The 22,364-nt window shown below is 34.6% G+C and carries 23 protein-coding genes and 1 pseudogene; 10 read left to right on the forward strand and 14 right to left on the reverse strand.

The window, feature by feature from the left end; translation table 11 throughout:
• Positions 1-182: 182 nt before the first annotated feature.
• The gene (locus FHY45_RS05755) at positions 183-491 is read left to right on the forward strand and encodes a hypothetical protein (protein WP_066099832.1); all 309 of its coding nucleotides are present in this window, start codon (positions 183-185) and stop codon (positions 489-491) included.
• 28 nt (positions 492-519) lie between these two features.
• Here FHY45_RS05755 and FHY45_RS05760 read toward each other — a convergent pair whose 3' ends face one another.
• From FHY45_RS05760 to FHY45_RS05770, 3 genes are all read right to left on the reverse strand, one after another.
• On the reverse strand, positions 520-720 hold the full coding sequence (locus tag FHY45_RS05760; RefSeq protein WP_066102205.1) for a ChaB family protein: 201 nt from the start codon (positions 718-720) through the stop codon (positions 520-522).
• 108 nt (positions 721-828) lie between these two features.
• Positions 829-1,548, reverse strand: coding sequence for a YebC/PmpR family DNA-binding transcriptional regulator (locus tag FHY45_RS05765; RefSeq protein WP_066099835.1), 720 nt, complete (start codon positions 1,546-1,548; stop codon positions 829-831).
• Positions 1,549-2,217: 669 nt separating this feature from the next.
• Positions 2,218-3,342, reverse strand: coding sequence for an acyltransferase (locus tag FHY45_RS05770; protein ID WP_180349904.1), 1,125 nt, complete (start codon positions 3,340-3,342; stop codon positions 2,218-2,220).
• A gap of 229 nt (positions 3,343-3,571) precedes the next feature.
• On the opposite strand from FHY45_RS05770, the pseudogene FHY45_RS20845 reads away from it, so the two are divergent.
• Positions 3,572-3,829: pseudogene (locus tag FHY45_RS20845) on the forward strand (IS3 family transposase); the annotation flags it as partial.
• Between the two features lie 192 nt (positions 3,830-4,021).
• Here FHY45_RS20845 and FHY45_RS05780 read toward each other — a convergent pair.
• Entirely contained in the window at positions 4,022-4,492 is a 471-nt protein-coding gene (locus FHY45_RS05780; protein WP_139891142.1) for a hypothetical protein, read from the reverse strand.
• A gap of 144 nt (positions 4,493-4,636) precedes the next feature.
• Positions 4,637-5,386 carry an aminoglycoside phosphotransferase family protein gene (locus tag FHY45_RS05785; protein WP_139891143.1) on the reverse strand — a complete coding sequence of 250 codons (750 nt, stop codon included), beginning with the start codon at positions 5,384-5,386 and terminating at the stop codon, positions 4,637-4,639.
• A 531-nt stretch (positions 5,387-5,917) separates the two neighbouring features.
• Between FHY45_RS05785 and FHY45_RS05790 the strand changes: the two genes are divergently transcribed.
• From FHY45_RS05790 to FHY45_RS05805, 4 genes are all read left to right on the forward strand, one after another.
• On the forward strand, positions 5,918-6,352 hold the full coding sequence (locus tag FHY45_RS05790; protein WP_066099846.1) for an LptM family lipoprotein: 435 nt from the start codon (positions 5,918-5,920) through the stop codon (positions 6,350-6,352).
• Between the two features lie 431 nt (positions 6,353-6,783).
• Positions 6,784-7,008 (forward strand): hypothetical protein, encoded by a 225-nt coding sequence (locus tag FHY45_RS05795; protein WP_139891144.1) that lies wholly within the window; start codon positions 6,784-6,786, stop codon positions 7,006-7,008.
• A 360-nt stretch (positions 7,009-7,368) separates the two neighbouring features.
• Positions 7,369-8,406, forward strand: a complete 1,038-nt coding sequence (locus tag FHY45_RS05800; protein ID WP_066099853.1) for a MerR family transcriptional regulator — start codon at positions 7,369-7,371, stop codon at positions 8,404-8,406.
• Positions 8,407-8,427: 21 nt separating this feature from the next.
• Complete coding sequence (locus FHY45_RS05805) at positions 8,428-8,904, forward strand: MerR family transcriptional regulator (RefSeq protein WP_066099855.1); 477 nt, start codon at positions 8,428-8,430, stop codon at positions 8,902-8,904.
• Positions 8,905-9,012: 108 nt separating this feature from the next.
• Here the strand turns inward: FHY45_RS05805 and FHY45_RS05810 are convergent, their stop codons facing one another.
• Together FHY45_RS05810 and FHY45_RS05815 are read right to left on the reverse strand one after the other, a co-directional pair.
• Positions 9,013-9,555, reverse strand: a complete 543-nt coding sequence (locus FHY45_RS05810) for a GNAT family N-acetyltransferase (protein WP_066099858.1) — start codon at positions 9,553-9,555, stop codon at positions 9,013-9,015.
• A 25-nt stretch (positions 9,556-9,580) separates the two neighbouring features.
• Positions 9,581-10,063 carry a GNAT family N-acetyltransferase gene (locus tag FHY45_RS05815; RefSeq protein ID WP_175354207.1) on the reverse strand — a complete coding sequence of 161 codons (483 nt, stop codon included), beginning with the start codon at positions 10,061-10,063 and terminating at the stop codon, positions 9,581-9,583.
• Between the two features lie 207 nt (positions 10,064-10,270).
• Between FHY45_RS05815 and zupT the strand changes: the two genes are divergently transcribed.
• The gene (zupT, locus tag FHY45_RS05820; RefSeq protein WP_066099864.1) at positions 10,271-11,080 is read left to right on the forward strand and encodes a zinc transporter ZupT; all 810 of its coding nucleotides are present in this window, start codon (positions 10,271-10,273) and stop codon (positions 11,078-11,080) included.
• Between the two features lie 64 nt (positions 11,081-11,144).
• Here the strand turns inward: zupT and FHY45_RS05825 are convergent, their stop codons facing one another.
• Positions 11,145-11,966 carry an STAS domain-containing protein gene (locus FHY45_RS05825; protein ID WP_066099869.1) on the reverse strand — a complete coding sequence of 274 codons (822 nt, stop codon included), beginning with the start codon at positions 11,964-11,966 and terminating at the stop codon, positions 11,145-11,147.
• Between the two features lie 772 nt (positions 11,967-12,738).
• On the opposite strand from FHY45_RS05825, the gene FHY45_RS05830 reads away from it, so the two are divergent.
• On the forward strand, positions 12,739-13,002 hold the full coding sequence (locus FHY45_RS05830) for a hypothetical protein (RefSeq protein ID WP_139891145.1): 264 nt from the start codon (positions 12,739-12,741) through the stop codon (positions 13,000-13,002).
• 58 nt (positions 13,003-13,060) lie between these two features.
• Here FHY45_RS05830 and FHY45_RS05835 read toward each other — a convergent pair whose 3' ends face one another.
• A complete protein-coding gene (locus tag FHY45_RS05835) occupies positions 13,061-13,570 on the reverse strand; it encodes an LURP-one-related family protein (protein ID WP_066102213.1) in 510 nt (169 codons plus the stop codon).
• Between the two features lie 241 nt (positions 13,571-13,811).
• On the opposite strand from FHY45_RS05835, the gene FHY45_RS05840 reads away from it, so the two are divergent.
• Positions 13,812-14,102: a hypothetical protein gene (locus tag FHY45_RS05840; RefSeq protein ID WP_139891146.1), complete on the forward strand. Its 291-nt coding sequence runs from the start codon at positions 13,812-13,814 to the stop codon at positions 14,100-14,102.
• Positions 14,103-14,293: 191 nt separating this feature from the next.
• Here the strand turns inward: FHY45_RS05840 and FHY45_RS05845 are convergent, their stop codons facing one another.
• From FHY45_RS05845 to fosB, 4 genes are all read right to left on the reverse strand, one after another.
• Entirely contained in the window at positions 14,294-15,256 is a 963-nt protein-coding gene (locus tag FHY45_RS05845; RefSeq protein ID WP_066099880.1) for a S8 family peptidase, read from the reverse strand.
• A gap of 379 nt (positions 15,257-15,635) precedes the next feature.
• The gene (locus tag FHY45_RS05850; RefSeq protein WP_066099884.1) at positions 15,636-16,346 is read right to left on the reverse strand and encodes a 6-phosphogluconolactonase; all 711 of its coding nucleotides are present in this window, start codon (positions 16,344-16,346) and stop codon (positions 15,636-15,638) included.
• A gap of 375 nt (positions 16,347-16,721) precedes the next feature.
• Positions 16,722-17,681 (reverse strand): DMT family transporter, encoded by a 960-nt coding sequence (locus tag FHY45_RS05855; protein WP_139891147.1) that lies wholly within the window; start codon positions 17,679-17,681, stop codon positions 16,722-16,724.
• Between the two features lie 334 nt (positions 17,682-18,015).
• The gene (gene fosB / locus FHY45_RS05860; RefSeq protein ID WP_066099887.1) at positions 18,016-18,435 is read right to left on the reverse strand and encodes a metallothiol transferase FosB; all 420 of its coding nucleotides are present in this window, start codon (positions 18,433-18,435) and stop codon (positions 18,016-18,018) included.
• 178 nt (positions 18,436-18,613) lie between these two features.
• Between fosB and FHY45_RS05865 the strand changes: the two genes are divergently transcribed.
• Positions 18,614-19,987 carry an MATE family efflux transporter gene (locus tag FHY45_RS05865; RefSeq protein WP_225983684.1) on the forward strand — a complete coding sequence of 458 codons (1,374 nt, stop codon included), beginning with the start codon at positions 18,614-18,616 and terminating at the stop codon, positions 19,985-19,987.
• 65 nt (positions 19,988-20,052) lie between these two features.
• Here the strand turns inward: FHY45_RS05865 and FHY45_RS05870 are convergent, their stop codons facing one another.
• Positions 20,053-22,122, reverse strand: a complete 2,070-nt coding sequence (locus tag FHY45_RS05870) for a catalase (protein ID WP_257468931.1) — start codon at positions 22,120-22,122, stop codon at positions 20,053-20,055.
• Positions 22,123-22,364 lie beyond the last annotated feature (242 nt).

Raw genomic sequence — 22,364 nt, forward strand, 5'->3', positions numbered from 1 at the left:
GCATATCTTTATCAATCAAAATCGGTAAGCTACTATTGCTTGCCGATTTTTTATTTTTTCTTCTGAATTATGATTTCATTATTTGAGGATTTATCTAAATTTATACAATTAGGAATTAGCCGTATAGCTGAATATCATTCGGACATCATATTCTTAAATCGGTTATGTAAGGAGATTGTCAGATGGCTAAAGTATTTGGAAATGACCCATTACATATACTATTTGCATCCATTCAAGGAGAAACTGAACGAGATTACTGGGAGCAACTAAATGATGGCTTATCCTATCATAAAGGAATATCATGCTTGGAAGATGGCAGCTATCTGATTATTGAACAAAGGCAATGGATTGAACAAGAAAGCATTGGCTACCCCATTTCAAAGGAAGATGCCCTAAAAGAAATTCTCTTATCAGATAATCTTCATTTATTAAATCACCCTAAATTTTATGATTTAAAAATTCTTTATGAAAAAACAAGGAATACTCCATAATCGAAAGGAGTATTCCTCTTAAATTAGCCTATTCTTTTTCTACCCATTCGCCATCATCGTTTTTCTTGTATTTATTTTTCACCGCACTCCAGGCTACTTTAAAAGCTGTTTCTTCTTCATCATATTCTTCTCTTGCCGAATTAAAGGCTTCTTTAAATATTTCCTGAGCATGATGCGGTAACGAGTCCTTTACGGAATCTGGGAGTTCACTAACAGATTTGTAGGGCATATGATAAACCTCCAGTAATAAATGTTTTAACATTTTATTACCTTGTATCCCCCTTCTTTAAACAAAAAGTCTCTCCAAAGGAATACCCCGGAGAGACATTAAATAAAATTATTCACCAAGATCAACATTATGATAAACTTGCTGAACATCCTCTAAATCTTCAATTGCATCAATCATTTTTTCAAATTGCGCCTGTGCATCTGGATCCAATGTTACATCATTTTGAGCAAGCATGGTAAGCTCTGCCACAGTGAATTCTGTAATTCCAACATTTTTCAATGCTTCTTGAACAGCATGGAATTGATGCGGTTCTGCATAGATGATAACCGCCTCATCTTCTTCCAGGATATCACGAACATCTATATCTGCTTCCATTAGCAATTCAAGCACTTCATCAGATGTTTTCCCTTCAATACCAAAAACTGCTGTAGCATCAAACATATAGGCAACAGATCCGCTGACACCCATATTCCCGCCATTCTTACCAAACGCTGCACGGACTTCTGAAGCTGTACGATTAACATTATTCGTTAATGCATCCACAATCACCATGGAACCATTTGGCCCAAAACCTTCATAACGAAGCTCATCATAGTTTTCTTCTGCTCCGCCTTTAGCTTTCTCAATCGCACGATCAATAATTGCTTTTGGTACACTGTATGTTTTTGCACGTTCAAGTACCATTTTTAATGCTTGGTTAGATTCGGGGCTTGGTTCACCCTGTTTTGCAGCTACGTATATTTCACGTCCAAATTTGGCATAAATACGACTGGTATTAGCATCCTTAGAAGCCTTTTTCTCTTTAATGTTATTCCATTTACGTCCCATTATGAACACTCTCTTTCCACTATATATCTACTTAAAAATAGTAATACGAATAAGCTTTTACTTCAATACTTTTTGTTACAATCCCTTGGTTTCTCCAAGATTCTATGTATAAATGAAGCAACTTTACTATTATACCTCATATATTATACATTTAATGGTTAAGATAATGAAGGAATAGAGATTTTAAATTTAATATCAGGGAGCGATTCACTCAGTAAAGAAACCCTTTAATTAATCTTATTAATGCTACTCAATTTCTAACACAAAGGTATAAGATATCGTTCCATCATTCCATTCAGCTAATACTTCATCCACGACAATTACTGAGCTGCTATCGAACCAATCAATGGCTCATCTAACTCAGCAGTAATTTCAATTTAATATTCTGATTTTTTGACATGGGCTCAAGAAAATCAGCAATAATCTTATCATCTCCGCTGTATATCAAGTTAAATCCCCATACAATAATTTGAGGTATCCATATTTTAAATAACATCTTACTTAATAATAAAATAAGCGTTACATCTGTTACACTCAGTATTTACAAGAGATTCAAGTGTTTCACTGTTTCATTTTTTATACATCCTTGTTTTTAAGTTTAAAATACATGTTATATTAAAGAATTAAAGTCTGGTGCATTCAAAAAATAAGAGGAGCTAAATAAGCTCCTCAAAAATTTATTACTCCAGATATTTTACTACCAATTTTTGCAATAACGTTATAGATAACATTAATAATATAAGATAAAATAAGAGAGCAACAAAATACAACTGGTACTATAATGAAATAATATGGAGTTTTGTCACCTACATTTTCGATATTAGCATTAAGAATCGCATAAAAATGTTTGTCAAAAATCCATGAGACTATATAAATTCCAAAAGACAAATCAGCTATTACTTTAAAAATTTTTCTTACAACTAAATTAACTGATTTAGTATTTATTCTGATAAAAAATATAAACACCAAAACAGAGTTAATAACGTTCCCTACGCTTCCCCATGAACTCCATATACCCCATATAAAATTGGAATCATATGATCTCCAATATGAAAACAGACCAAATACTATCATACAAATAATTATTGCAAAGAAATTCTTTCTGAGTGATAACTTTATTGAGTCTTTATATTCTCTAATATAAGCACCAATAAAGTAATAAACTAATGGGTAAAGGCCAGACCACCAAAACGGTAATATTTTTTGATAATCATTAGAAATACTAGGCTTATCAATCCAATTCATTGTAAAAAAATCATATATATTTGTCATTGTTGGTATAGTAACCAATATCAATAATGTAATAATTAAGTATAATTTATGTTTTTTTTCTGAAAGATTATTATATATCAAATTTAAGAAAGGTATTAGCATAAAAAGTCCTATATACATTTCTACATACCAAGAATATTGCTTAAAAGACAAAATGTTAAAAATACCTTGATTTATACTAATTTCACTTTTCAAAAAAATACCTTGATATATTAATATACATATTGTAGCTAGTACATAAATAGAAAGTGTTTTTATAATACCAAAATAATAACTTTTAGATAATTTCTTATAACACATTAGATAGCCTGTTAAAATTATAAATAATGGCACACATATCATAAAAGAGCTTCTCATTATTGTAGCAATTAACATATCTCTTCCCTGAATATTTTCTGAATAAAAACCATTATTCAAGAAAAAATGAACTGAGAGTACAGCAAAAACAGCAATAGTTCTAATAATGTCAACATTTAGATTTCTATTGTATAATTTTTGCTTTTCATTATCTAATTTAATCAAAAACTTCCACATCTCCTGTATTAAACTATATTAAAATAATATATATTTTAGTATAAGAATCAACACCTGTAAAGGCGCATATTCCTATATATTAATAAGCGCTTTAGGATTATTACATCAATTTATATTGTTTAATTTAGAGAGAGAACGATAGAGGGTGGTTTAAAGTACCTATATCCTCCAGAGAAATGTTAGGAAATATACATGAGGTTAAAGTACCACTTAAGTTCGACAAACAAAAGTAAAAGTCATCTATGAATTAAGGTATAAATACCCGGTAAAAGCACTAGTGGCAGTTTCACACACCCCACGTGGTACATATTACAATTTAGTAAGGAAGATGGAGCGTCCATACCCAGATTTCGATTTAAAGACTGAAATTCAAGCGATTTATGAGGAACATGAAGGGCTTGGACGTTATTGCTACCGCCGTATACGGGATGAGTTAGCGAACCGTGGGCAAAAAGTGAATTATAAGAAGGTTCAATGCTCGAATTACTTTATTGGAAAGAAATTTGAATGTGTAGAGCATTTTAAAATCGAATTAGAAAAATCATAACCTATTACAACACGAAACGAATGAAGGCGAATTTAAAATTAAATCCGGTGTAATACCTAACGCATTTTACCCAAGTTGCCTAATGAAAACCATGTCTAACTTCTTGGGATCACCTTAATGCTAGTCAATTTCTAACACAAATGTATAAGATATCGTTCCATCATTCCATTCAGCTAATACTTCATATATATAACGGCCTTTACTTGCAGGAATATAAAACTGTTTATTTTTATGTTCGATTTCTTGTCCTCTGCCCTTTTCATTCCATAAATAAATTTTAATATCTGGGTTATCGTCAATTTGGATAGTGGCTTTTTGTTTAGATTTAACCTTAATTGATTCTATGCTGTCCGCCATCCGATAAGGAGAGGCGTGATCTGTTTCCACCATTTCTTCTTCTTCTCCGTTAATCCTTTTCCATTTATAATTTCCTTTTTCCAGCTGATACTCTATCCCATTAATTATTACTTCTCCCTTCATATGTGGAGGAAATTCATTAGCATTAGCTTCATTTTCTTTACCTGTATTATTTGAACAACCTGTAATCAGAAGTAAAACGAAAATTAACATCCCCATAAAAAAGTTTCTCATCGACTGGTTCCTCCATTCTCTTACCCTCTAAGATGAGTTTTTTATATTTTTAAACGGTCTACTTTTATATAAGTACAAAACCATAATTATATTATGTAAATTAAAATCCATCTAACGCATATGGTTAGCTTAATAAATCTCTTCCTATAGCGGACATTGCTGATGAACAATTTCCAGTAGATGTTTAGATTTTCCCTTGGAAACATGCTCTGCTAATCTTGCTCCAGCAATAATTGGGATCCACTGCAAAACCTCCTTTTCTGATAACCCGCTTCTCACGCAATACAGATGCAAATACATTTCGGCCAACTCCATTGAAACTTCTGAATACAAAAGATACGTCCGACATACATCAGCACGAATATCTCCTACGCTGCTATCTACCCAATCAATAATCGTTACTTTATTGTCTGAATCGATTAAATTAAATAAATGGAAATCACCATGGCAAAGTCGCTTATCATATGACATTTCATTCATTTTTTGTATCAAAATATCCTTATGTTTTCTTTTTAAAACTGCTGCCTGTTCAATTTGGCGTATTAATTTATCTGTCATGAGTTCAAGAGAATCAGCAATAACCGAATGTATTTCCTGTTGTATATCAATCGACATACTCATGTAATATTCAGCTTTACTCATGTTTTCAGATACGATACTGCCAAATGTTCTGCCCTTAATGTACTCCATTATGATTGCTTGTTTTCCATCTATTACTGTCACATCCACTATTTCTGGAACAGAAAGTCCCAAAGAGAAAACTAGCTTTTGCTTATTAGCTTCATACCTTGCTTCCGTCGCTGGTAAATACTCTTTAAATACTTTGATAATCTTATTATCCCAAAGATATATATTTGCTGTATTCCCCATCGCGAATGGAGCGGCTAATTCCATTGAATATCTCCCCTTGATTCATACTCATGTAGCTTCCACTGTAGACATTACTCTAAAAAATAATATATATATTGCCTGATTACTTCTTTATATTTCAACAAATATTGTGTAATTCCTCTTTCTATAGTACGTTTAATGCCGCTTATCAACAAAAGAGCCTCATTTAAGGATGAATTTATACAAAAATAAAGATTGCAATTAACTTCTTATAATTGCATCCTATCTATATTTCCTGAGGTTCATCAATCAAATAGAGCTATTCCCCTCCAGTCATATAATAAAAAAATGCAGGATCTTGTAGTAGTTAATTTGAAAATTTCCCGTGTTTAATTCATCCATTCATTCTGCAATATGGACATTGGAAGTTACTTTGGCCCTAATCCGTAAGTATTCGAATTCTCTTTGCCTTAACACAGTCATCAAGAAAATGTAACTTATTACCAAAAGGCATAAAACTATTTCTTTCTTCCCTGATGTTCATTAAAATGTAATTACAAAAATAGGTATCTTACGTGAGAAAGGAAAAAAAACATGAAGAAATTTTTTTTCATAATACTTGCACTTGTAATGTGCACGGGGTTAGTTGCATGTGGCGGTTCATCTAGTAGCAAACAGGAGGGATATACACCTGCTAAACCACTAGATCTTTCAGGTACATGGGTTCAAATTAATAGCAATTCTGATGAAGCTTGGCAGGAAGCCACTATTGCAGATGGCACAATTGAAATCAACTGGATCAGTGATAAAGGGGAAACAAAATCATTGTACTGGTCTGGCACATATGAAGCGCCAACTAAATCCACTAATGAATATGAATGGACATCTAAAAATGATAAAGAAAAAACTGACAGTGCCTTGTTAGCATCTGGTGCTGACACTAAAGATTTCACTTATAAAGATGGTGTGATTTCCTATGAAGCATCAGCTATGGGAACAACTACTACTATCAAATTGGAAAGACAGTAAATCATCTTAGCATAAATTGAAAGCCCATGAAAAAAAACAGGTCAGAGGCCAAATGCCCTCTGGCCTTTTCTCATGAACATCTTTTTTGATTTCATTAATTTGGATACCTTTTCAAAGGAAGTATCCCCTCTAAATTAGCAACGCCAACTTTCGCTACTATATAAGATCCTTTGGGTTTTACTTTCGCAAACTAAATACATCACTGCACCGATTGCTAATAACAAAATCTAAATGATTCATTTTTCACCTTTTTACTTCCGTAAATTTTATGCTCAACAAACAATTAATTCCTGGAAATCAGCCCTGCGTAATTAAGGATCTCTTAACAAAAAAATAATTAAGCATTATTTGTTCACAAAATATACACAATCTGTTACGATAATTGTAACAATTTAAATTTTTTTACTATTCCTACAAAGGGTGGGGTTCAAATGAAATTAAAAACATACGGGTTATTTATACTTTCCATTATTTTTGCTGTTATAGGACATTTTAAAGTTTCCGGAAGCATACAGCCAAATGGTATTGAGGTATACTCCAACACAACCGTTCTTGAGAGTATTTCCAACGGAGTTTTGTTAGGCGGGTTTGTCTTCTTTATCGGAATGGCAATGCTAGGATATTCTGTTTATAACTTTGTAAAAGAACATTCTTAATGTTTGGCCCTCAGGTACTTGCTGAGGGTTTTTTTATTTGCTTTTTTTGTCCTACACCTTTTTACTGTTAAGCTACAAACTTCACTTTTTTCTACCGCAAAATATTTCAACCTATCCTGTTTCCCCCTTTATCGTGCATATAATTGCCATGCCTCGTCCGTATTATGAATCCTTCCCAGCATTCTCTGTTTTTAGATAGGTAAACCTCCCGAAATGAACATAAAAACAAGGACTCTGAAGAAATACAACTTGTTTTGATAGCTTTTGTCATGCAGCAGGAAAAGTATATTGCCTGTGAAGAATACATGTATTAGAAAGATACAAATATACCTAAACGACAAAGGGAAAGGATTGTTAATTATGAAAGATAATCAAATCTTACGAGCATATTCCATTAAAGAAGTTTCACGGAGAATAAATGTACCTGCAGGAACAATCCGCCAATGGGAAAAGGACTTAAATGGCGTATTAATTATTCCGCGTTCTAAACAGGGAGCCCGTTTTTATACTGAAGTTGAAATTTCAATTTTAAAAAGAATAAAGGAAATGCGTGATAAAAATCTTAGTAAGGAAATTATTAAGGACATGCTACAAAAACATTTAACTCAAGAAAAACAGCCTGTTTCAGAACCCCCTTCTGAAGATTCCGGAACCTCTTTGGCTGTTGTAGAAAAACCGGCTGAACCAAGGATGGAGGATTTCTTGGTAGCCATGGATGATTATAAGAATAATTTAATGAAAGAAATGTCAGCAGAGTTACGAAATAATCGGAACCTTATGATTGAAGAGGTAAAAAAAGAAATTTCACAAGGTTCAATTGATACGATTAAAGGCCTATCGAAAACGATTCAACGATCCAATATAAAAACAAACGGAGAGTTACGAAAACTTTCTCTAAATGTTTCAAAAGCATCAGAGCGTACATCCGAAACATTCGGAGCACTAACGACCACCATTGCGAGGTCTTCAGAGGGAGCCTTTGAATCGTTTTCCAAACGGATATCCGAAGCGGCCGCAGATGGTTATCGTGACTTACTTGCAGACCTCTCTGCGTCCGTAACTGAAACACAACAAGAAATTAAAAGTGTAACAGAGGCCATGTATCAGGATCGCGAGCAGTATTTCGAAACGATGAATAATGAATTAGACCAGTATCGAAATGACATCCGTCAACGAGAGGAAGCTTTTAAACAAATGGTCATGAGCTTCCGAGATGCGGCACCTACAAAAGAAATAGAAAAACCAAAAACAGTGAAATTTAAAGACGTTAAAAAGAATAAAACAAAGGAAAAAGGAAAAGTCAAAACAGAAAAAAATAAGCAAGATAAACAGACTTTAAAGGAAAAGGATATGGTTCCAGCAGAAAAGAAATGGTGGAGTTTTCGACGCAAGAAGTAAAATCTAAAGGTGGTATTAAAAATGAATACAAACGAAGTAGCTAAAATCTTAGGAGTTTCATCGAGTACAGTTAAACGTTGGGTTAAACACCTATCTATTGAACCTGCCAGAAATTCTAAAGGGCACTTTATCTTTACAAAGGAAGAATTCAGCCAATTGGAACACTATCATAATCAAGATCAAATTCAATCCGTTCAAATGCTCTCTCATCCAAATAACGAAGAGGTAGAGAAACTAAAACTAAAAGTTAATGAACTTGAATTAAAACTGTATAAAAAAGCGGATGGTGTTGCGTCCATCCAGCTACTCCAACATCGAAATGAACTTGAGGATTTACTGTCAATCGTAAATGAACTAACAACTCGAATGGATCATCTTGAGACCCAATTAAGCGGAACAAAAAAACCTCCCGCTATTTCTAAGCCGATTGCACTTGATACAATAAAATCCAGGCGAAAAAGGAAACGGAAAATAACACAAATCATGTTTGGGTTATAAGGATATTAACTTAGAAGTATAACGGGACTTTTTCAATAAGTTCCGTTATTTGCTTTATTAATGTCTGTATACGTCCAACCGCCGAAAAATAATACAGCGGAGTATTTATCAGTGTTTCCATTCCGGTTTCGTAATTGAAAATACATAGGCATCATGTGATTGATTTCTCTGATATAAATATCCTCGAAGTGTCCCTTCTAATGTAAAACCCATTTTCAGCAACAAATGATTAGATGAAGTATTAGCCGGATACGTAATAGCCCCTATCCGGAATAAATCAAGTTGATGAAAGGAATAGTTTACTACTGATATAATAGCTTCTGTTGCATATCCTAACCGCCAAAAATCCGGATGAATCTCATACCCAATCTCGGCACGTTTGCTTTTTAAACTAAGATTATTTAAGCCAACTGTACCAATTAACTGACCAGATTCCTTTAAAGTAATACCCCACCTTATGGATTGCCCAAGTGCCAGCCCTCTATCCAGAGTTGCAAAAATTAAAGCAGCATCTTCCTTTTTGGTCAAAGGCTCCATCCCATAATACTCCATTACTTCTTGTTTAGACATGATCGTAAAATACTGGTTTAGATGAGAGGTATTTAATCTTACTAATTGTAAACGCTTAGTTTCTAATTCTACAAAATCCATTTTAACTCCTCCATTTCTTATCCCCTTAAATCTTCAAATGCAAAACCATTTGTTCTCCTCTTTTCCCCATTCTCCTCTCCCCCATATCCTTAAAGCCGCAGTTTATGTATAAGGATTGAGCAGGGATATTTTTCATATTCACTAGCAGAACAACTTCATCAATTTCCTCAAAATGATTTTTGATAAAGTTGGAGATGGAGTATAATGCTTGTTTGGCAAACCCTCTCTTTTGGTATTTATAATTAACTGAAAAACTGGTTAATAACAGTGCTCTATGGTTTGTCGTCACTTCAGCCACCCTTTTGCCACTGTATAAACAGAAAAAGCCGACTGCCTTTCCGTTATTAAGAATCAACACTGGAAACTTATCACAACCCTGATATACTTGTTCTAATGCTTCGAGCGGATATGATGTAAATAGATATTGTTCAGGGGGTAGCTTATAATCTCTTATACCTTCTATATATTCGTCGGAATAACTAGCTAATGTAATTTTAGAAGTATCCAAATGTTTCATCCTCCATATTTTTCAAAATAGAAGTAATAATTTATAATACCTAATTTATTTTAAAGATTCAATTTTTTATGAACAATATACTTTTGACGAACATATTAATTAGAGTATAGAATTATAATCTATAGAGTTATATTTTGATTTTACTTGATTCAAAAAGGTACACTATGTTTAAGTTATAAGGTTAGAGAGGTTTTCATAATGGATCAAACTATTTTATTTGCCTTTGCATTAACACTCATGGCTGGTTTAGCAACAGGAATCGGGAGCTTGATTGCTCTGTTAACATCTCGTACCAATAAAGTATTTTTATCCGTTTCCCTTGGCTTTTCTGCCGGCGTCATGATTTATGTTTCAATGGTTGAAATTTTTGTTAAGGCAAAAGATTCTCTTGTCAGTGCTTTAGGCTATGAAAAGGGCTATACAATGACTGTGGTTGGTTTTTTTGGCGGTATCTTACTTATCGCCTTAATTGACCGTTTTATCCCAAAGCAAGGGAATCCTCATGAACCAAAAAAAGTGGAGGACATGAATAAGCCGCGAAGTGAAATTCATAGTGATGAGCTTATGAAAATGGGTGTGTTTACCGCTTTGGCAATTGGTATTCACAATTTCCCGGAAGGTATCGCTACATTTACATCAGCAATACAGGATCCTGGCTTAGGAATTGCTATTGCAGTCGCCATCGCTATTCACAATATTCCCGAGGGGATAGCGGTTGCCGTGCCTATCTATTTTGCGACCGGGGACAAACGAAAAGCCTTTAAACTTTCATTTCTCTCCGGATTGGCAGAGCCAGTCGGTGCTCTAGTAGCTTACTTACTGTTAATGCCATTCTTAACTGATATGTTGTTTGGAATTATCTTTTCGGCGGTTGCGGGGATTATGGTATTCATTTCGTTGGATGAATTATTACCTGCAGCTAAAAAGTATGATGAAGGTCACCATGCCATTTATGGGTTGATAGCAGGGATGGCGTTAATGGCAATCAGTTTATTATTATTTATTTAACCAGCTATTTCAAAAAAAGTAGGTCCTGAATTTTCAGGGCCTACTTTTCTTTTACTTAAAAGTTTTAAAGAAATCTTTTGATAGCTTGTTGAAGACTGCCCATTGTAGTAGCTTTGTTTTCAAAATTAATCCCCATATGGATAATTTGCTGTACAATATCGGGGCGAAGTCCTGTGATAATGGATTCACACCCCATCATTGAAGTACCCTCAATTAACTTCATTAGTTGATCAATAACATCAGGATCCATCTCAGCTATACCGGATAAATCAATAATTAAGGTTTGGATATGGTGTTCTCCAACTGCCTGTAACGCTTTCTTTTCTATAATTTTGGACCTATTATCATCCCATACACCGATTAGTGGTAAGATACAAATCGTCGGTGTGATCGGTATAATCGGGACGGATAAATTTTCAACCATTTTAGTCTGCTTTTCAATTAATATATCTTTATAATTCGAATAGCTGATAAAGAAAGTATTCAAGAAACTATCAATTTGATTGTTAATTTGTTTTTCCATAATAAAAAAATCTTCCATATTAAAAGATTCTTCTGATTGTTGAACAAATTGATTGATAAATGCCCACATCGTTCTTCTTATTGCCTGTACCCATTCCAATTTAAAATTCAAAGTAAGGGAATGAGTAGCCCAAGCTATGCCTTCTTGCTTAGCAAAATCAATAACTTCTTTCTTCTCCTGGTCAAGAACGTATATAACCAGTTTATGGGCGTTATTTATCAAATCAATATTGCCAATCAGTAAGATTTCTTCTATTTTCCGCCTGACATTTACTGCTTCAGATAATAACATATCACTAAAGGACTGGCGATTTTCCACGATATATTCTTTGATCATGGCAGCTTTATCCAAGGTTGTATCCATTCTATCCCTCCTATTATAGTCGTCTGGCTACATAAATTTTATCAGACACTTCAAAAATCGTAAAATATTAACTCTTCCTTTCTAAAGTATTTAATAGGTCATCTTATTAATTCGTATGACAGAAAAGCTAAAAAGGATTTTACCCTTTATAAAGGCTTTTCGTATAGTTTGTTGTTAGTAGTCAAAGGTTGAGTGCGAAAACCCAAATTAGAGGAAAATAAAGTAAAAAAATCCAATAAATACGAAGAGAAATGTGATATAAATACTTGTAGTATTTTAATTAGATGGGGGATTCAATGTATAAAAGATATTGGGGATCTTTGACATTTTTGAGCTTGTATGTAGTTGTGTCTATACGTGTTTTCCACACCTAAACTCTTTCCTAATTTAAGCCAGCGAAACCAATTGAGGCAGTTATCAAATATTGAGTTGCAACAACTTAAATATGCTAACGGATCTTCAGTCTACTATAAAAAATATCGTTATTCCCTCTTTAAGCTTAATATATCAACCCCCATTTGGTATAACCATCACGAAAACAGCCTTTAAAAAAGAAAAGTCATGAAGGGTTATGTATTCTGGAACGAATCGTTGGTCACTTAGAAGAACATAAAAAAAACTAGAATGAACCCATATAATCTCGCTTACAGAGTTCATTTTAGTCTCATAGCATTTGTTTGATTAAAAATTGTTACTCTTAATTTCTACTACTTTTTTGTAAATTCAATTATATACTAATATGGATTATGAAAATTTTTAACGGAGGTTAAGGATGATAACGATAAAATCCTTATATGGAGTCACAGCTATGAACTTATTTATCCTTTTACCCTTATTAACAGAGTCCTTACTTCAGGATTGGTCATTTTCTTTTTCCCAGCTCGCCTATTTTTTCTGCCCCATTATTACCATGATAACACTTATTAAGATTATCCAATTAGATATATTAAAAACCTATCATGGTGCCTTCAACTTTATTATTCAATTACTTATTGGAGGCACTTCAATTATTATCGCGTTCAATCAGTCTGGCTAAGTCACCTCTATTTACTCTTTTAGTTCTATCAATTAAAGTTTTAATAGTAATCTCTCGTTTATACGGTACTGTTCGCAGCCGAATGACTCCTTTTTTGAATAGCATTTACACCCATGACAACAGCTATCATTTCACCTATTTCGATTTCATTGGAAGTTTTAGATAATTCATAGGCAGGACTTGATAAGATGGAGTTGACTTTTCTAAATCGGCCAACTTGCTTTCCTTTTTCACTGAGGATTTCATATCTTTTGGAAAAGGTTTCTGAATCAATGCGGAATACTCCCCGGTTATGAGCTGTGTACTCGTATTTTTTGGCAAAAAAGCTAAATCTTGCACGTACGAAGCCAAGTTCATCCCCCTCTTGATTTGTAACGATCCACCTGTTGCTGAAAAGCGGGAATTTGCCGCTAATCAAAATATTTCCCTTCAAATCTAATACATCGATTGTGGAAGTAAAGGCACTTTTTAAATCTAATTTACCAACAATGTGTTCATCCCTTGTATAAATATCTTTTTGGCCAGATGAAAAAAAACTATCTGTAAAGTATAAATTCTTATAATCCATATTGCCACTCCCTGACATTCTTAATTCCCTCTTCATTAACATTTCTACATCTAAAACCGTATTCCTGCCTTAAAATATATATTGCCACTGAAGTTTGTCTACCTTTATAATGAATACAAAATTATCCATTTTCACGATGTCCCCCTAAATGATTGGCATTCGTTAATGAAGCCCTTTATCCTGCCTGTCCACCAATCATTTTTCAAATATTAAAAGAATAACTAATAAAGGAGTGGAGACATTGGATTGGAATTTATTTGGCGCCCTAGCGATTGCTCTCTTTCTTATTCGCTGGGATCAGAACAACATTAAACTTATTAATTTATTTAAAGAACTGTTAATGATAGGCTTGTTTGTACTTGTTTTATCTTTTAGCCTTAAAGTTGAGAATCTAGCATTTTCCGTTTTCAACTATGTTCCTGAACAATTTGAAATTTGGACTGGCGCTCTCCTCTTCATTTCCTTTATTGGCGCATTGACTCACAGAGGCTGGCGCATCTTCAACACAAACCATATCAATCGTCATCATTAAAAAAGAATGCTAATCCATTTCCTACATAAACGAAAGGACTGCCATACTGAGCTAGCTATTCAGTGTGGCGGTCCTTTTTATGGTTACGCGGCCAATCTTACTATCACTGTTATAATGAAGCTTTTCAAATCTTCTCATTCGCATCATAAATCTTTTTAACGATTCAAGAATACTTTTGTACTGTCAACAATCTACATATTTATAGCATCATCTAAGGACAGTTTATTAACCAGCTCTGTTAAATAGTCAGGGGCTGTCAAATACAGCAAGCCATTTCCCTCTAATTTAGGTGAGTTCCCAAGCGGTATTGTTCTCTTTATTAATTGTGCATATATTTCCGGCTCACTTAAGTTACGTTCAAAGCTGTTATTGGTCATAACCTTAATAAGAGCCATTGCTCCTGCCACATGAGGCGTAGCCATAGATGTTCCACTTAAAGTCGCATATTTTCCGTTCAAATAAGTGGATAGAATTTTCTCACCAGGTGCTACCAAATCAATCTCCTTATTCGAATTAGAGAATCGGGATGACCGGTGTTCGAGATCAATTGCGCCAACACTGATGACTTCGTTGTAAACTGCCGGATAGCAAAGCTCTTCCGTCTCTTCATTACCATCTCCATCATTGCCTGCGGCACAAATAACTGCAATATTATTCATTACTGCCTTCTTAATTGCTTCATGCAGCTCAGGTACATCTTCTGTTCCCCCTAGAGACATAGAAATAATATCTGCTTTTTGCTCGATTGCATAAAGAATCCCGTTAATAATCCAGTCATACTCACCGAAGCCATCCTTATCCAATACTTTCAGAATAAGCAGCTTGGCAGCTGGAGCAACCCCAACTACCCCACTTTTATCTTGCGTGGCTGCAATTGTTCCCGCCACATGTGTACCATGCCCGTTATAATCCTGGAATTTATCAGGGTCACTATCATCGTCTGTAGTAAAATTCCGGCCGCCAATAATTTGCTTTGCCAAATCAGGATGGTTCACATCACAACCAGTATCCAACACTGCAATGGTTACACCTTCACCCATCGTAACATTCCAGATTTCAGGGGCTTCAATCATTTCAATGCCCTTTGGCACCTCATTGACTGAATCAAGCTGTTGATCAATATGATATGGTATAACTTGCACTTCTCTCTTCATCTTATCTCCTCCACTTGAGATTAATTTGAAGCCGGTACCAGTTGTTACCCATATTTTAACAATATATATAAAAATATCATAGGTACATTCGCACTGATTTTTAATTAGCTTATTTACATAATTATTCATGATTCATGGTTACTACTTATCAATCGTTATAATTTGACAAGTTAACATTATAATTAACCTGAGTGTAACAATGGGCGTGATTCAAAAATGAAAGACAAAATCGTATTTTATCACTAATACAAAAAACGATTATCCGACCTCTTCACTGATTCAAAACCGATAAATAGTATAATGAATATTCAGAAAATGGTATGTAATAAAGCTGACTGATTATTTTACTTAATATTGATTTTTATACCATGTACGTTTTTTAAACCCTTAATAAGCTTCCAGCTTCCTGATCTAATAAGAAAGTTGTATTTTGGTGTAAAACTTTCTTTTGTGTATGTAAATGTAAATTCTCCTTTAACGTTTTCCTGATTATTTGCGCTTTATGCAAACCATTCGCCAACACAATAACTTCCCGTGCTCCCATTATATGTTTATATCCTACCAAGTAAGCTGCAGGCAGATCCTGTGTATCAGACTGATTATAATAATCCTTATCTCCTATGCGGCGAACATGTGAATAACAAGAAAAAGAACTACTGGGACTAATAAAACCAATCTTGCAATCTCCGCCAATTCCCAATAGGACTAAATCTAATCCCCCGTTTTTAATAATATCATTGTCAATTCTCTTACATTCCTTATGAGGTATCTCAGATTTTCCGTTAAAAAAAACCAATTGTGAAGCTTTGACATTAACTTTAGAAAAAAATTCTTTATAGAGGAATTGATTGCAGCTGCCTTCATCATAAGTGCTTCTGCCCATCCATTCATACATAACTGCAAAACGGCACTCTGAAAAATCAACCAACCCCAATGAATATTGGTTCGCTAATATCTCCAATACTCGCCTTAGACTATTTTCTGCAGGGAGACCTATAAAAAGGTTTGGTTTTTCATTGATTTCTTGTATGATTATTTCAGCCGCGGATGTGGACATTTCTTCGTAATCTTTAAAAATTGTATAGTTCATTTTCTCACAATACTCCTTCCAATATTTAAGCATTTAATTCATTATCCTAAAGATGTATTTCTATTCAGTCATTCATTAACTAGTCCAATTTGTGAAATTTAAGAGAAAGTACAGAGGCGGAGTAAGTAATCATTTATGTACTAAACAGAGGAGGTTATAAACTGTATTGAAGTTAGAAGTTATAAGAAATTGTTGGTTTTATCAAACTACCTTTCCAATAATACAATGCTTCCATCCTCCTAGGCAAGAAAGATGTCTGAAATTTTTGTTAAATTAATCAGAATAAAGTCTTACTAGGAGATAAAAAAAGAAAAAATGTCAATTTCAGCAGAATTAACATTTTAGAAGGATTACTATTTATATATTTCTACCTTTTTATATTTCTTTTGCAGTAATCGTATTCTCTTTCTTCTCAACAGAACTTAAGCTATGCAAGACTAATCCAAACATGACAATAAATATTCCAATCATAGCCGAGATGGACGGAAATAAAATAGATAAGATTATCATCTCTCCTGCTAAAGCAAACAAAATTTCCATGGATTGAGTGGCCTCCACCGCTGCCATCTTTTTCATATCACGGTTAACGAGATCGGTTGCTTTAAAAAATAGAACGGTGGCAATGACTCCTGAAGAAATAGCAACTATCAATGTTTGAATATTTTGCATAGGGCTTGGTGGTCCAACTGTAGACAGCGCCAGAATGGAGACGATAATCCAAAGAGGTAAGCTGGCTATGATCATTCCTAGTACTCGTTGATATGCATCCAACCGACCTTTTGTAATTTCCATCATTTTACGGTTTCCTAATGGATAAGCAAATGCTGCTATCAGGATTGGGATAAAACCAAATAAGAATTCCTTTATTGTTAACTGATTCATATTTTCCATCTGTATCAATAAAATCCCCAGTAAAATAAAGCATGAGAAAAACAATTGCTTTTTAGGTATGATACCTTTTTTTGAATAAATCCCCTCTTTAAATTCAAAAAACAATGGTGTCAATAAAGTACCTGCCACTATTGTAATTTGCCAGGTTCCTGCTGTAAGCCACCCTGGAGAATATGCTGCAGCAAAACATAAAGGCAGATAGAACATCCCAAAACCAATAAAGCTCCAAAAAAACCATGCCTTTAAGTTTTCTCGCATAATAACAAACAATTGCCATAAATTCTTTCGGAAATAAACAATTGCCATTAAAAATGGAATCATATAAATATAGCGCAATGACGCACTCCAAAGCCAGCTACTTCCTGAGAGTTCCATTGACCTGTTTAGTATAAATGTCACCGCAAAGAAAAAAGATGCCAATATACCTAACAATATGGATTGCACTCACATCAACTCCCTATACTAAATTCTTCTCAAAATGGCTATGCCTTTCTCTTAAACCATCTATTATAAAAGGTTTTACAAATGTAAAAGATGCGTAGGTAAAATAAAATGTACATTTGGAATTATTAACAACCTTCTAATAACAAGAAAATCATTCTTTTCCTCAAACGTTTATCTATGAAACGTGTAATATTCGTAACGGCAAAAAAGTTAGAATTAAGGAACAAGTTTCAATCATTTTATCTTTTTTTAAATGCTGCGTGAATACATTATCATTGGCATCCAAGCTTAATAAATATAGAATAATGATTACTTTAAGCTGCTTTCACATCAACTAAAAAAACTTCATATGGGTTTTCGCTTCTTTATAATAGGAAAGACGATCATCAAGATTCCCAGTATGGAACTCAAATTTATGTCCATCAGGATCAGTAAAATAAACGGATCGCTGATCTTTTAGATCTCTCATTCTTCCTGGAAGAATATTCACGTTTAACTTTTTTAAGTGATTTATACACTCATCGAAATCTGCTTCTTCTACGGAGAAAGCTATGTGGGTATATGAATATTCTATGTCCCTCCGAGGTATCATTTTTTCTTCATTCAATGCTAACCATAAACCATTAAAATTAAAATATGCAGTTGTTCTCCCTTTTACAAGTAATTTCGCTTCGAACACTTGTTCATAAAATAAAATGGATTGATCCAGATTGGATACGGAAAATAACAAATGATTAATCCCTTTTATATTCATCCTTTATTCACCCTTTGTTTTTGGTTCATTATACTTGAAAACGAACCAAATCCCCCAGATAAAAGATACTTCCAAAAGATAAAACTCATGTTTTCATAATCTCTTCTATACATATAATGGTAAAGTATTATAGAATGATTTATTAGGTGTTTAATTTAAACTAAAGGAGTCAGACGGATTGGTAAATACAGAAAATTTAAAAAATCAATCGCTTTTTTCTATATCATGGCCTTTATTTATAGAGCTTAGCTTACATATAGCAATGGGGTTACTGGCTACATTGATGCTTGGACATTATTCTGACCTAGCTGCAGCAGGAGTAGGTGTCGCCAACCAATTAATAAGTATTTTTATCTTAGTTTTTAATGTCTCTTCTATTGGTGCGATGATCTTAATTGGACAAAGGATCGGGGCACAGCGTCTTGATAAAGCAAGACAATTATCAAGATCTGCATTTAGCATTAATGTATGGTTTGGTGTCCTCATATCTCTTATTGTAGTTATTTTCGGGCAGAGTTTATTGAATTTATTTGACATTAGCGGAGAGGTTTATGACTATGCTCTTCTATTCATAAGGATTGTTGGATTTTCTTTATTTCTTGAGTCAATTTCACTTGTTCTAAGCGCTATTCTCAGGAGCCATGGAAGAACAAAGGAACCTATGTATGTTTCACTCTTTATGAATATTATCAGTACACTAGGCTATGTCATTAGTATTTACGGAGTATTCAATCTTCCGATAACCGGTGTGACTGGTGTTTCATGGACGATGGTTATTGCTCGAAGTTTTGCAGTGGTCGCTTTAATAATGATCGTTGCCAAAGAGCTTGCATTGCGCTTCCGATTAAGTGATTTATTTCATATTAACACTGAAGACATGAAAAATCTTTTTCAAATAGGTATTCCCTCTGCCGGTGAAAATTTATCCTATCATTTTTCACAGCTGTTGGTAACTGCTTTCGTTGCCACCCTCGGTGATGCTTCATTAGTTGCACGTGTTTATTTAACGAATATTACAATGCTCTGTTATTTATTCAGCGTTGCGATTGGCGAGGGAACACAACTGTTGGTTGCAAGATATATAGGGGGCGGTCACTTTGATCAGGCCTTAAAAAGAGGAATGAAAACCGTAAAAATAGCTGTATTTGCCTCTACAGCTGTGTCACTGACATTTGCACTAATGGGAAATTCATTGATTGAGTTATTTACATCTAATGCGGCCATTTTAGCGATTGCTTTGCCTGTTCTCTGGGGAATTGCCTTTGTTGAACCTGGCAGAGCTGTCAACATTGTTTTAATGAGCTCATTAAAATCAGCAGGGGATGTTCGTTTCCCAGTCATTATCGGCATTTTATCTATGTGGACATTTACTGTAGGTTTCGGGTATTTGTTTGGCATTACATTCGGGCTTGGTTTACTCGGAATATGGATTGCTCAGGGAATTGACGAATGGTTCCGTGCAATCTTTGCAGTCAAACGCTGGCACAGCCGTCCATGGGAGAAAAAATTCGCTCATCAGACAAAAAAACAAGATCCTATTCATATTTCCTAACTGACAAAAAGCCTCTAAATCCGTTGTTGTGGATTAGAGGCTTTTTAATCAATATTTGAACTTTCTTATTGAATACGATCCCAGTGGCGATGCTTAGCAACCGCTTCAATAAACTGCTCAACTGACTTATTTATTGGTTCATCAGAAGCCGAGGTAATAATACCGGCAGCTCCATTAGATGTCCGGATAAATGGAGCAACCAAATCTGCAGCTTCTTTTGCGGCACCTATTGCTTTAAAGTGATTGAATGCATCCATTATAAACTCATTCACCTTGTTGATCGTTTTTAGAGCATCTACACTATGTTGACCCGAAGCAAGATAGACAGCATCATATAAAACTGAATCTGTTGTCAAAAACGTCTGGTCTACCTTTAACACAGCTCCATTAGCGCTAGTTATTTCTCCTTGGTTCTCAGAAACAATTTCTGCAATTAAACCAGCCTCCTCAAAGGCTACCAGCGCCTGTTTTAAATCAATTCCATCAAATCCATTATGGACAAGGACAGCAACCTTTCTTGTCGCGGCACCCATGGTTGTATTCAATTGACTGAGTGCAGGTGATGAATCAATTACTTTTGATTCTTTAACTTCAGTATTTGATGGTACCTCAAGACCTAAACCAATCGCAATTTGTTCAGCCAAATAATGATCCACATTCGCATACATATTAACAACTTGTTGTTGGATATCCTTACTTAGACATTTACCAAGCTCAAAGCGGAATGCATCGATGATATGTTGTTTTTCTACTGAAGACATGCTGTTCCAAAATAATTTAGCTTGGCTGTAGTGATCCTTAAAACTTTCACTTCTCTTCCGAACTTTAGATCCATCTACCTTTTCCTGATAATGCTCGAAACCGCCTTCTTCAGGAGAGGCCGGTGATGGAGAATTATTGGCTAACCCATTTTTATTGTAGCTAACCTGCCCTTTATCGATACGCATTTGATGATATCCGTCACGTTGGTGATTGTGTACGGGTGAAATCGGGCGGTTAATCGGAATTTGTTGGAAGTTCGGTCCCCCAAGCCTTAACAGCTGTGTATCCGTATAAGAGAATAGACGCCCCTGTAATAATGGATCATTGGTAAAATCAATTCCCGGTACAATATGACCAATATGGAATGCCGCCTGTTCCGTTTCCGCAAATACATTATCCACATTTTTATTAAGCGTCATTTTACCTATTTTCTGTACAGGTATGAGTTCTTCTGGCCACACTTTAGTAGGATCCAGTATATCGAAATCAAACTTAAATTCATCTTCTTCCTTAACTACCTGAATACCAAACTCATACTCTGGATAATTTCCCATTTCAATCGCTTCATATAAATCACGACGATGAAAATCAGGATCTTTACCTGCGATTTTTTGCGCTTCATCCCAGACAAGAGAATGGACCCCAAGTATTGGTTTCCAATGGAATTTAACAAAATGGGCTTCTCCTTGTTCATTTACAAGTCTAAATGTATGGACACCAAACCCTTCCATCATCCGATAGCTTCTAGGTATACCCCTATCAGAGTTCGTCCATAGAACCATATGTGCAGATTCAGTATTATTTACAACAAAATCATAAAAAGTATCGTGGGCTGTTGCTGCTTGAGGCATCTCATTGTGTGGCTCAGGCTTAAAGGAATGAACTAAATCTGGAAACTTAATCGCATCCTGAATGAAAAATACAGGAATATTATTTCCTACGAGATCAAAATTACCTTCATCCGTATAAAATTTGGTTGCAAATCCACGGGCATCCCTTACAGAATCAGCAGATCCCCTGGAGCCTGCAACAGTGGAAAATCGTACAAAGACTGGCGTTTTTTTAGATGGATCCTGCAAAAAACTTGCTTTGGTCAGCTTCGTCATTGGTTCATACACCTGAAAATAACCATGTGCACCAAAACCACGAGCATGGACGATTCGTTCCGGAATTCTCTCATGGTCAAAATGCGTCATTTTTTCCCTAAAATGAAAATCCTCCATGAGAGTCGGTCCACGGTCACCCGCTTTTAAAGAATGTTCATCTTCAGAAACCCGTACACCATGATTGGTTGTTAATTTTTTTTCGCTATTATCCACTCTAAAATCATCCAATTGCTTGTCTTTTTCGTTGTGAATATGTTTACCAGCCATCATCTCTACCTCATCTCTTTGTCTAATGGTTTCATATATAGATATACATATGTAAAGTTACATATTTTTCAAAAAATACCACTGATTCATTATTTTTAAACCTTAAAAATTTAAAAGCAATTAATATAGCAATAATTAGGTAGAAAATAAAACGTATAGGATAGACGGGAAAGCCAAAGCCAGAGAGCTTAATTTTTGATGTTGAAAGTGGTTGTTATTTCATACGTATCACTTGCACTTAC

The sequence above is a fragment of the Bacillus sp. D386 genome (assembly GCF_006346415.1).

Coding starts and splice junctions, on each gene's coding strand:
- FHY45_RS05755 (WP_066099832.1), top strand. CDS start 183: ATGGCTAAAGTATTTGGAAATGACCCATTACATATACTATTTGCATCC.
- FHY45_RS05760 (WP_066102205.1), bottom strand. CDS start 720: ATGCCCTACAAATCTGTTAGTGAACTCCCAGATTCCGTAAAGGACTCG.
- FHY45_RS05765 (WP_066099835.1), bottom strand. CDS start 1,548: ATGGGACGTAAATGGAATAACATTAAAGAGAAAAAGGCTTCTAAGGAT.
- FHY45_RS05780 (WP_139891142.1), bottom strand. CDS start 4,492: ATGAGAAACTTTTTTATGGGGATGTTAATTTTCGTTTTACTTCTGATT.
- FHY45_RS05785 (WP_139891143.1), bottom strand. CDS start 5,386: ATGGAATTAGCCGCTCCATTCGCGATGGGGAATACAGCAAATATATAT.
- FHY45_RS05790 (WP_066099846.1), top strand. CDS start 5,918: ATGAAGAAATTTTTTTTCATAATACTTGCACTTGTAATGTGCACGGGG.
- FHY45_RS05795 (WP_139891144.1), top strand. CDS start 6,784: ATGAAATTAAAAACATACGGGTTATTTATACTTTCCATTATTTTTGCT.
- FHY45_RS05800 (WP_066099853.1), top strand. CDS start 7,369: ATGAAAGATAATCAAATCTTACGAGCATATTCCATTAAAGAAGTTTCA.
- FHY45_RS05805 (WP_066099855.1), top strand. CDS start 8,428: ATGAATACAAACGAAGTAGCTAAAATCTTAGGAGTTTCATCGAGTACA.
- FHY45_RS05810 (WP_066099858.1), bottom strand. CDS start 9,555: ATGGATTTTGTAGAATTAGAAACTAAGCGTTTACAATTAGTAAGATTA.
- zupT (WP_066099864.1), top strand. CDS start 10,271: ATGGATCAAACTATTTTATTTGCCTTTGCATTAACACTCATGGCTGGT.
- FHY45_RS05825 (WP_066099869.1), bottom strand. CDS start 11,966: ATGGATACAACCTTGGATAAAGCTGCCATGATCAAAGAATATATCGTG.
- FHY45_RS05830 (WP_139891145.1), top strand. CDS start 12,739: ATGATAACGATAAAATCCTTATATGGAGTCACAGCTATGAACTTATTT.
- FHY45_RS05835 (WP_066102213.1), bottom strand. CDS start 13,570: ATGGATTATAAGAATTTATACTTTACAGATAGTTTTTTTTCATCTGGC.
- FHY45_RS05845 (WP_066099880.1), bottom strand. CDS start 15,256: ATGAAGAGAGAAGTGCAAGTTATACCATATCATATTGATCAACAGCTT.
- FHY45_RS05850 (WP_066099884.1), bottom strand. CDS start 16,346: ATGAACTATACAATTTTTAAAGATTACGAAGAAATGTCCACATCCGCG.
- fosB (WP_066099887.1), bottom strand. CDS start 18,435: ATGAATATAAAAGGGATTAATCATTTGTTATTTTCCGTATCCAATCTG.
- FHY45_RS05870 (WP_257468931.1), bottom strand. CDS start 22,122: ATGGCTGGTAAACATATTCACAACGAAAAAGACAAGCAATTGGATGAT.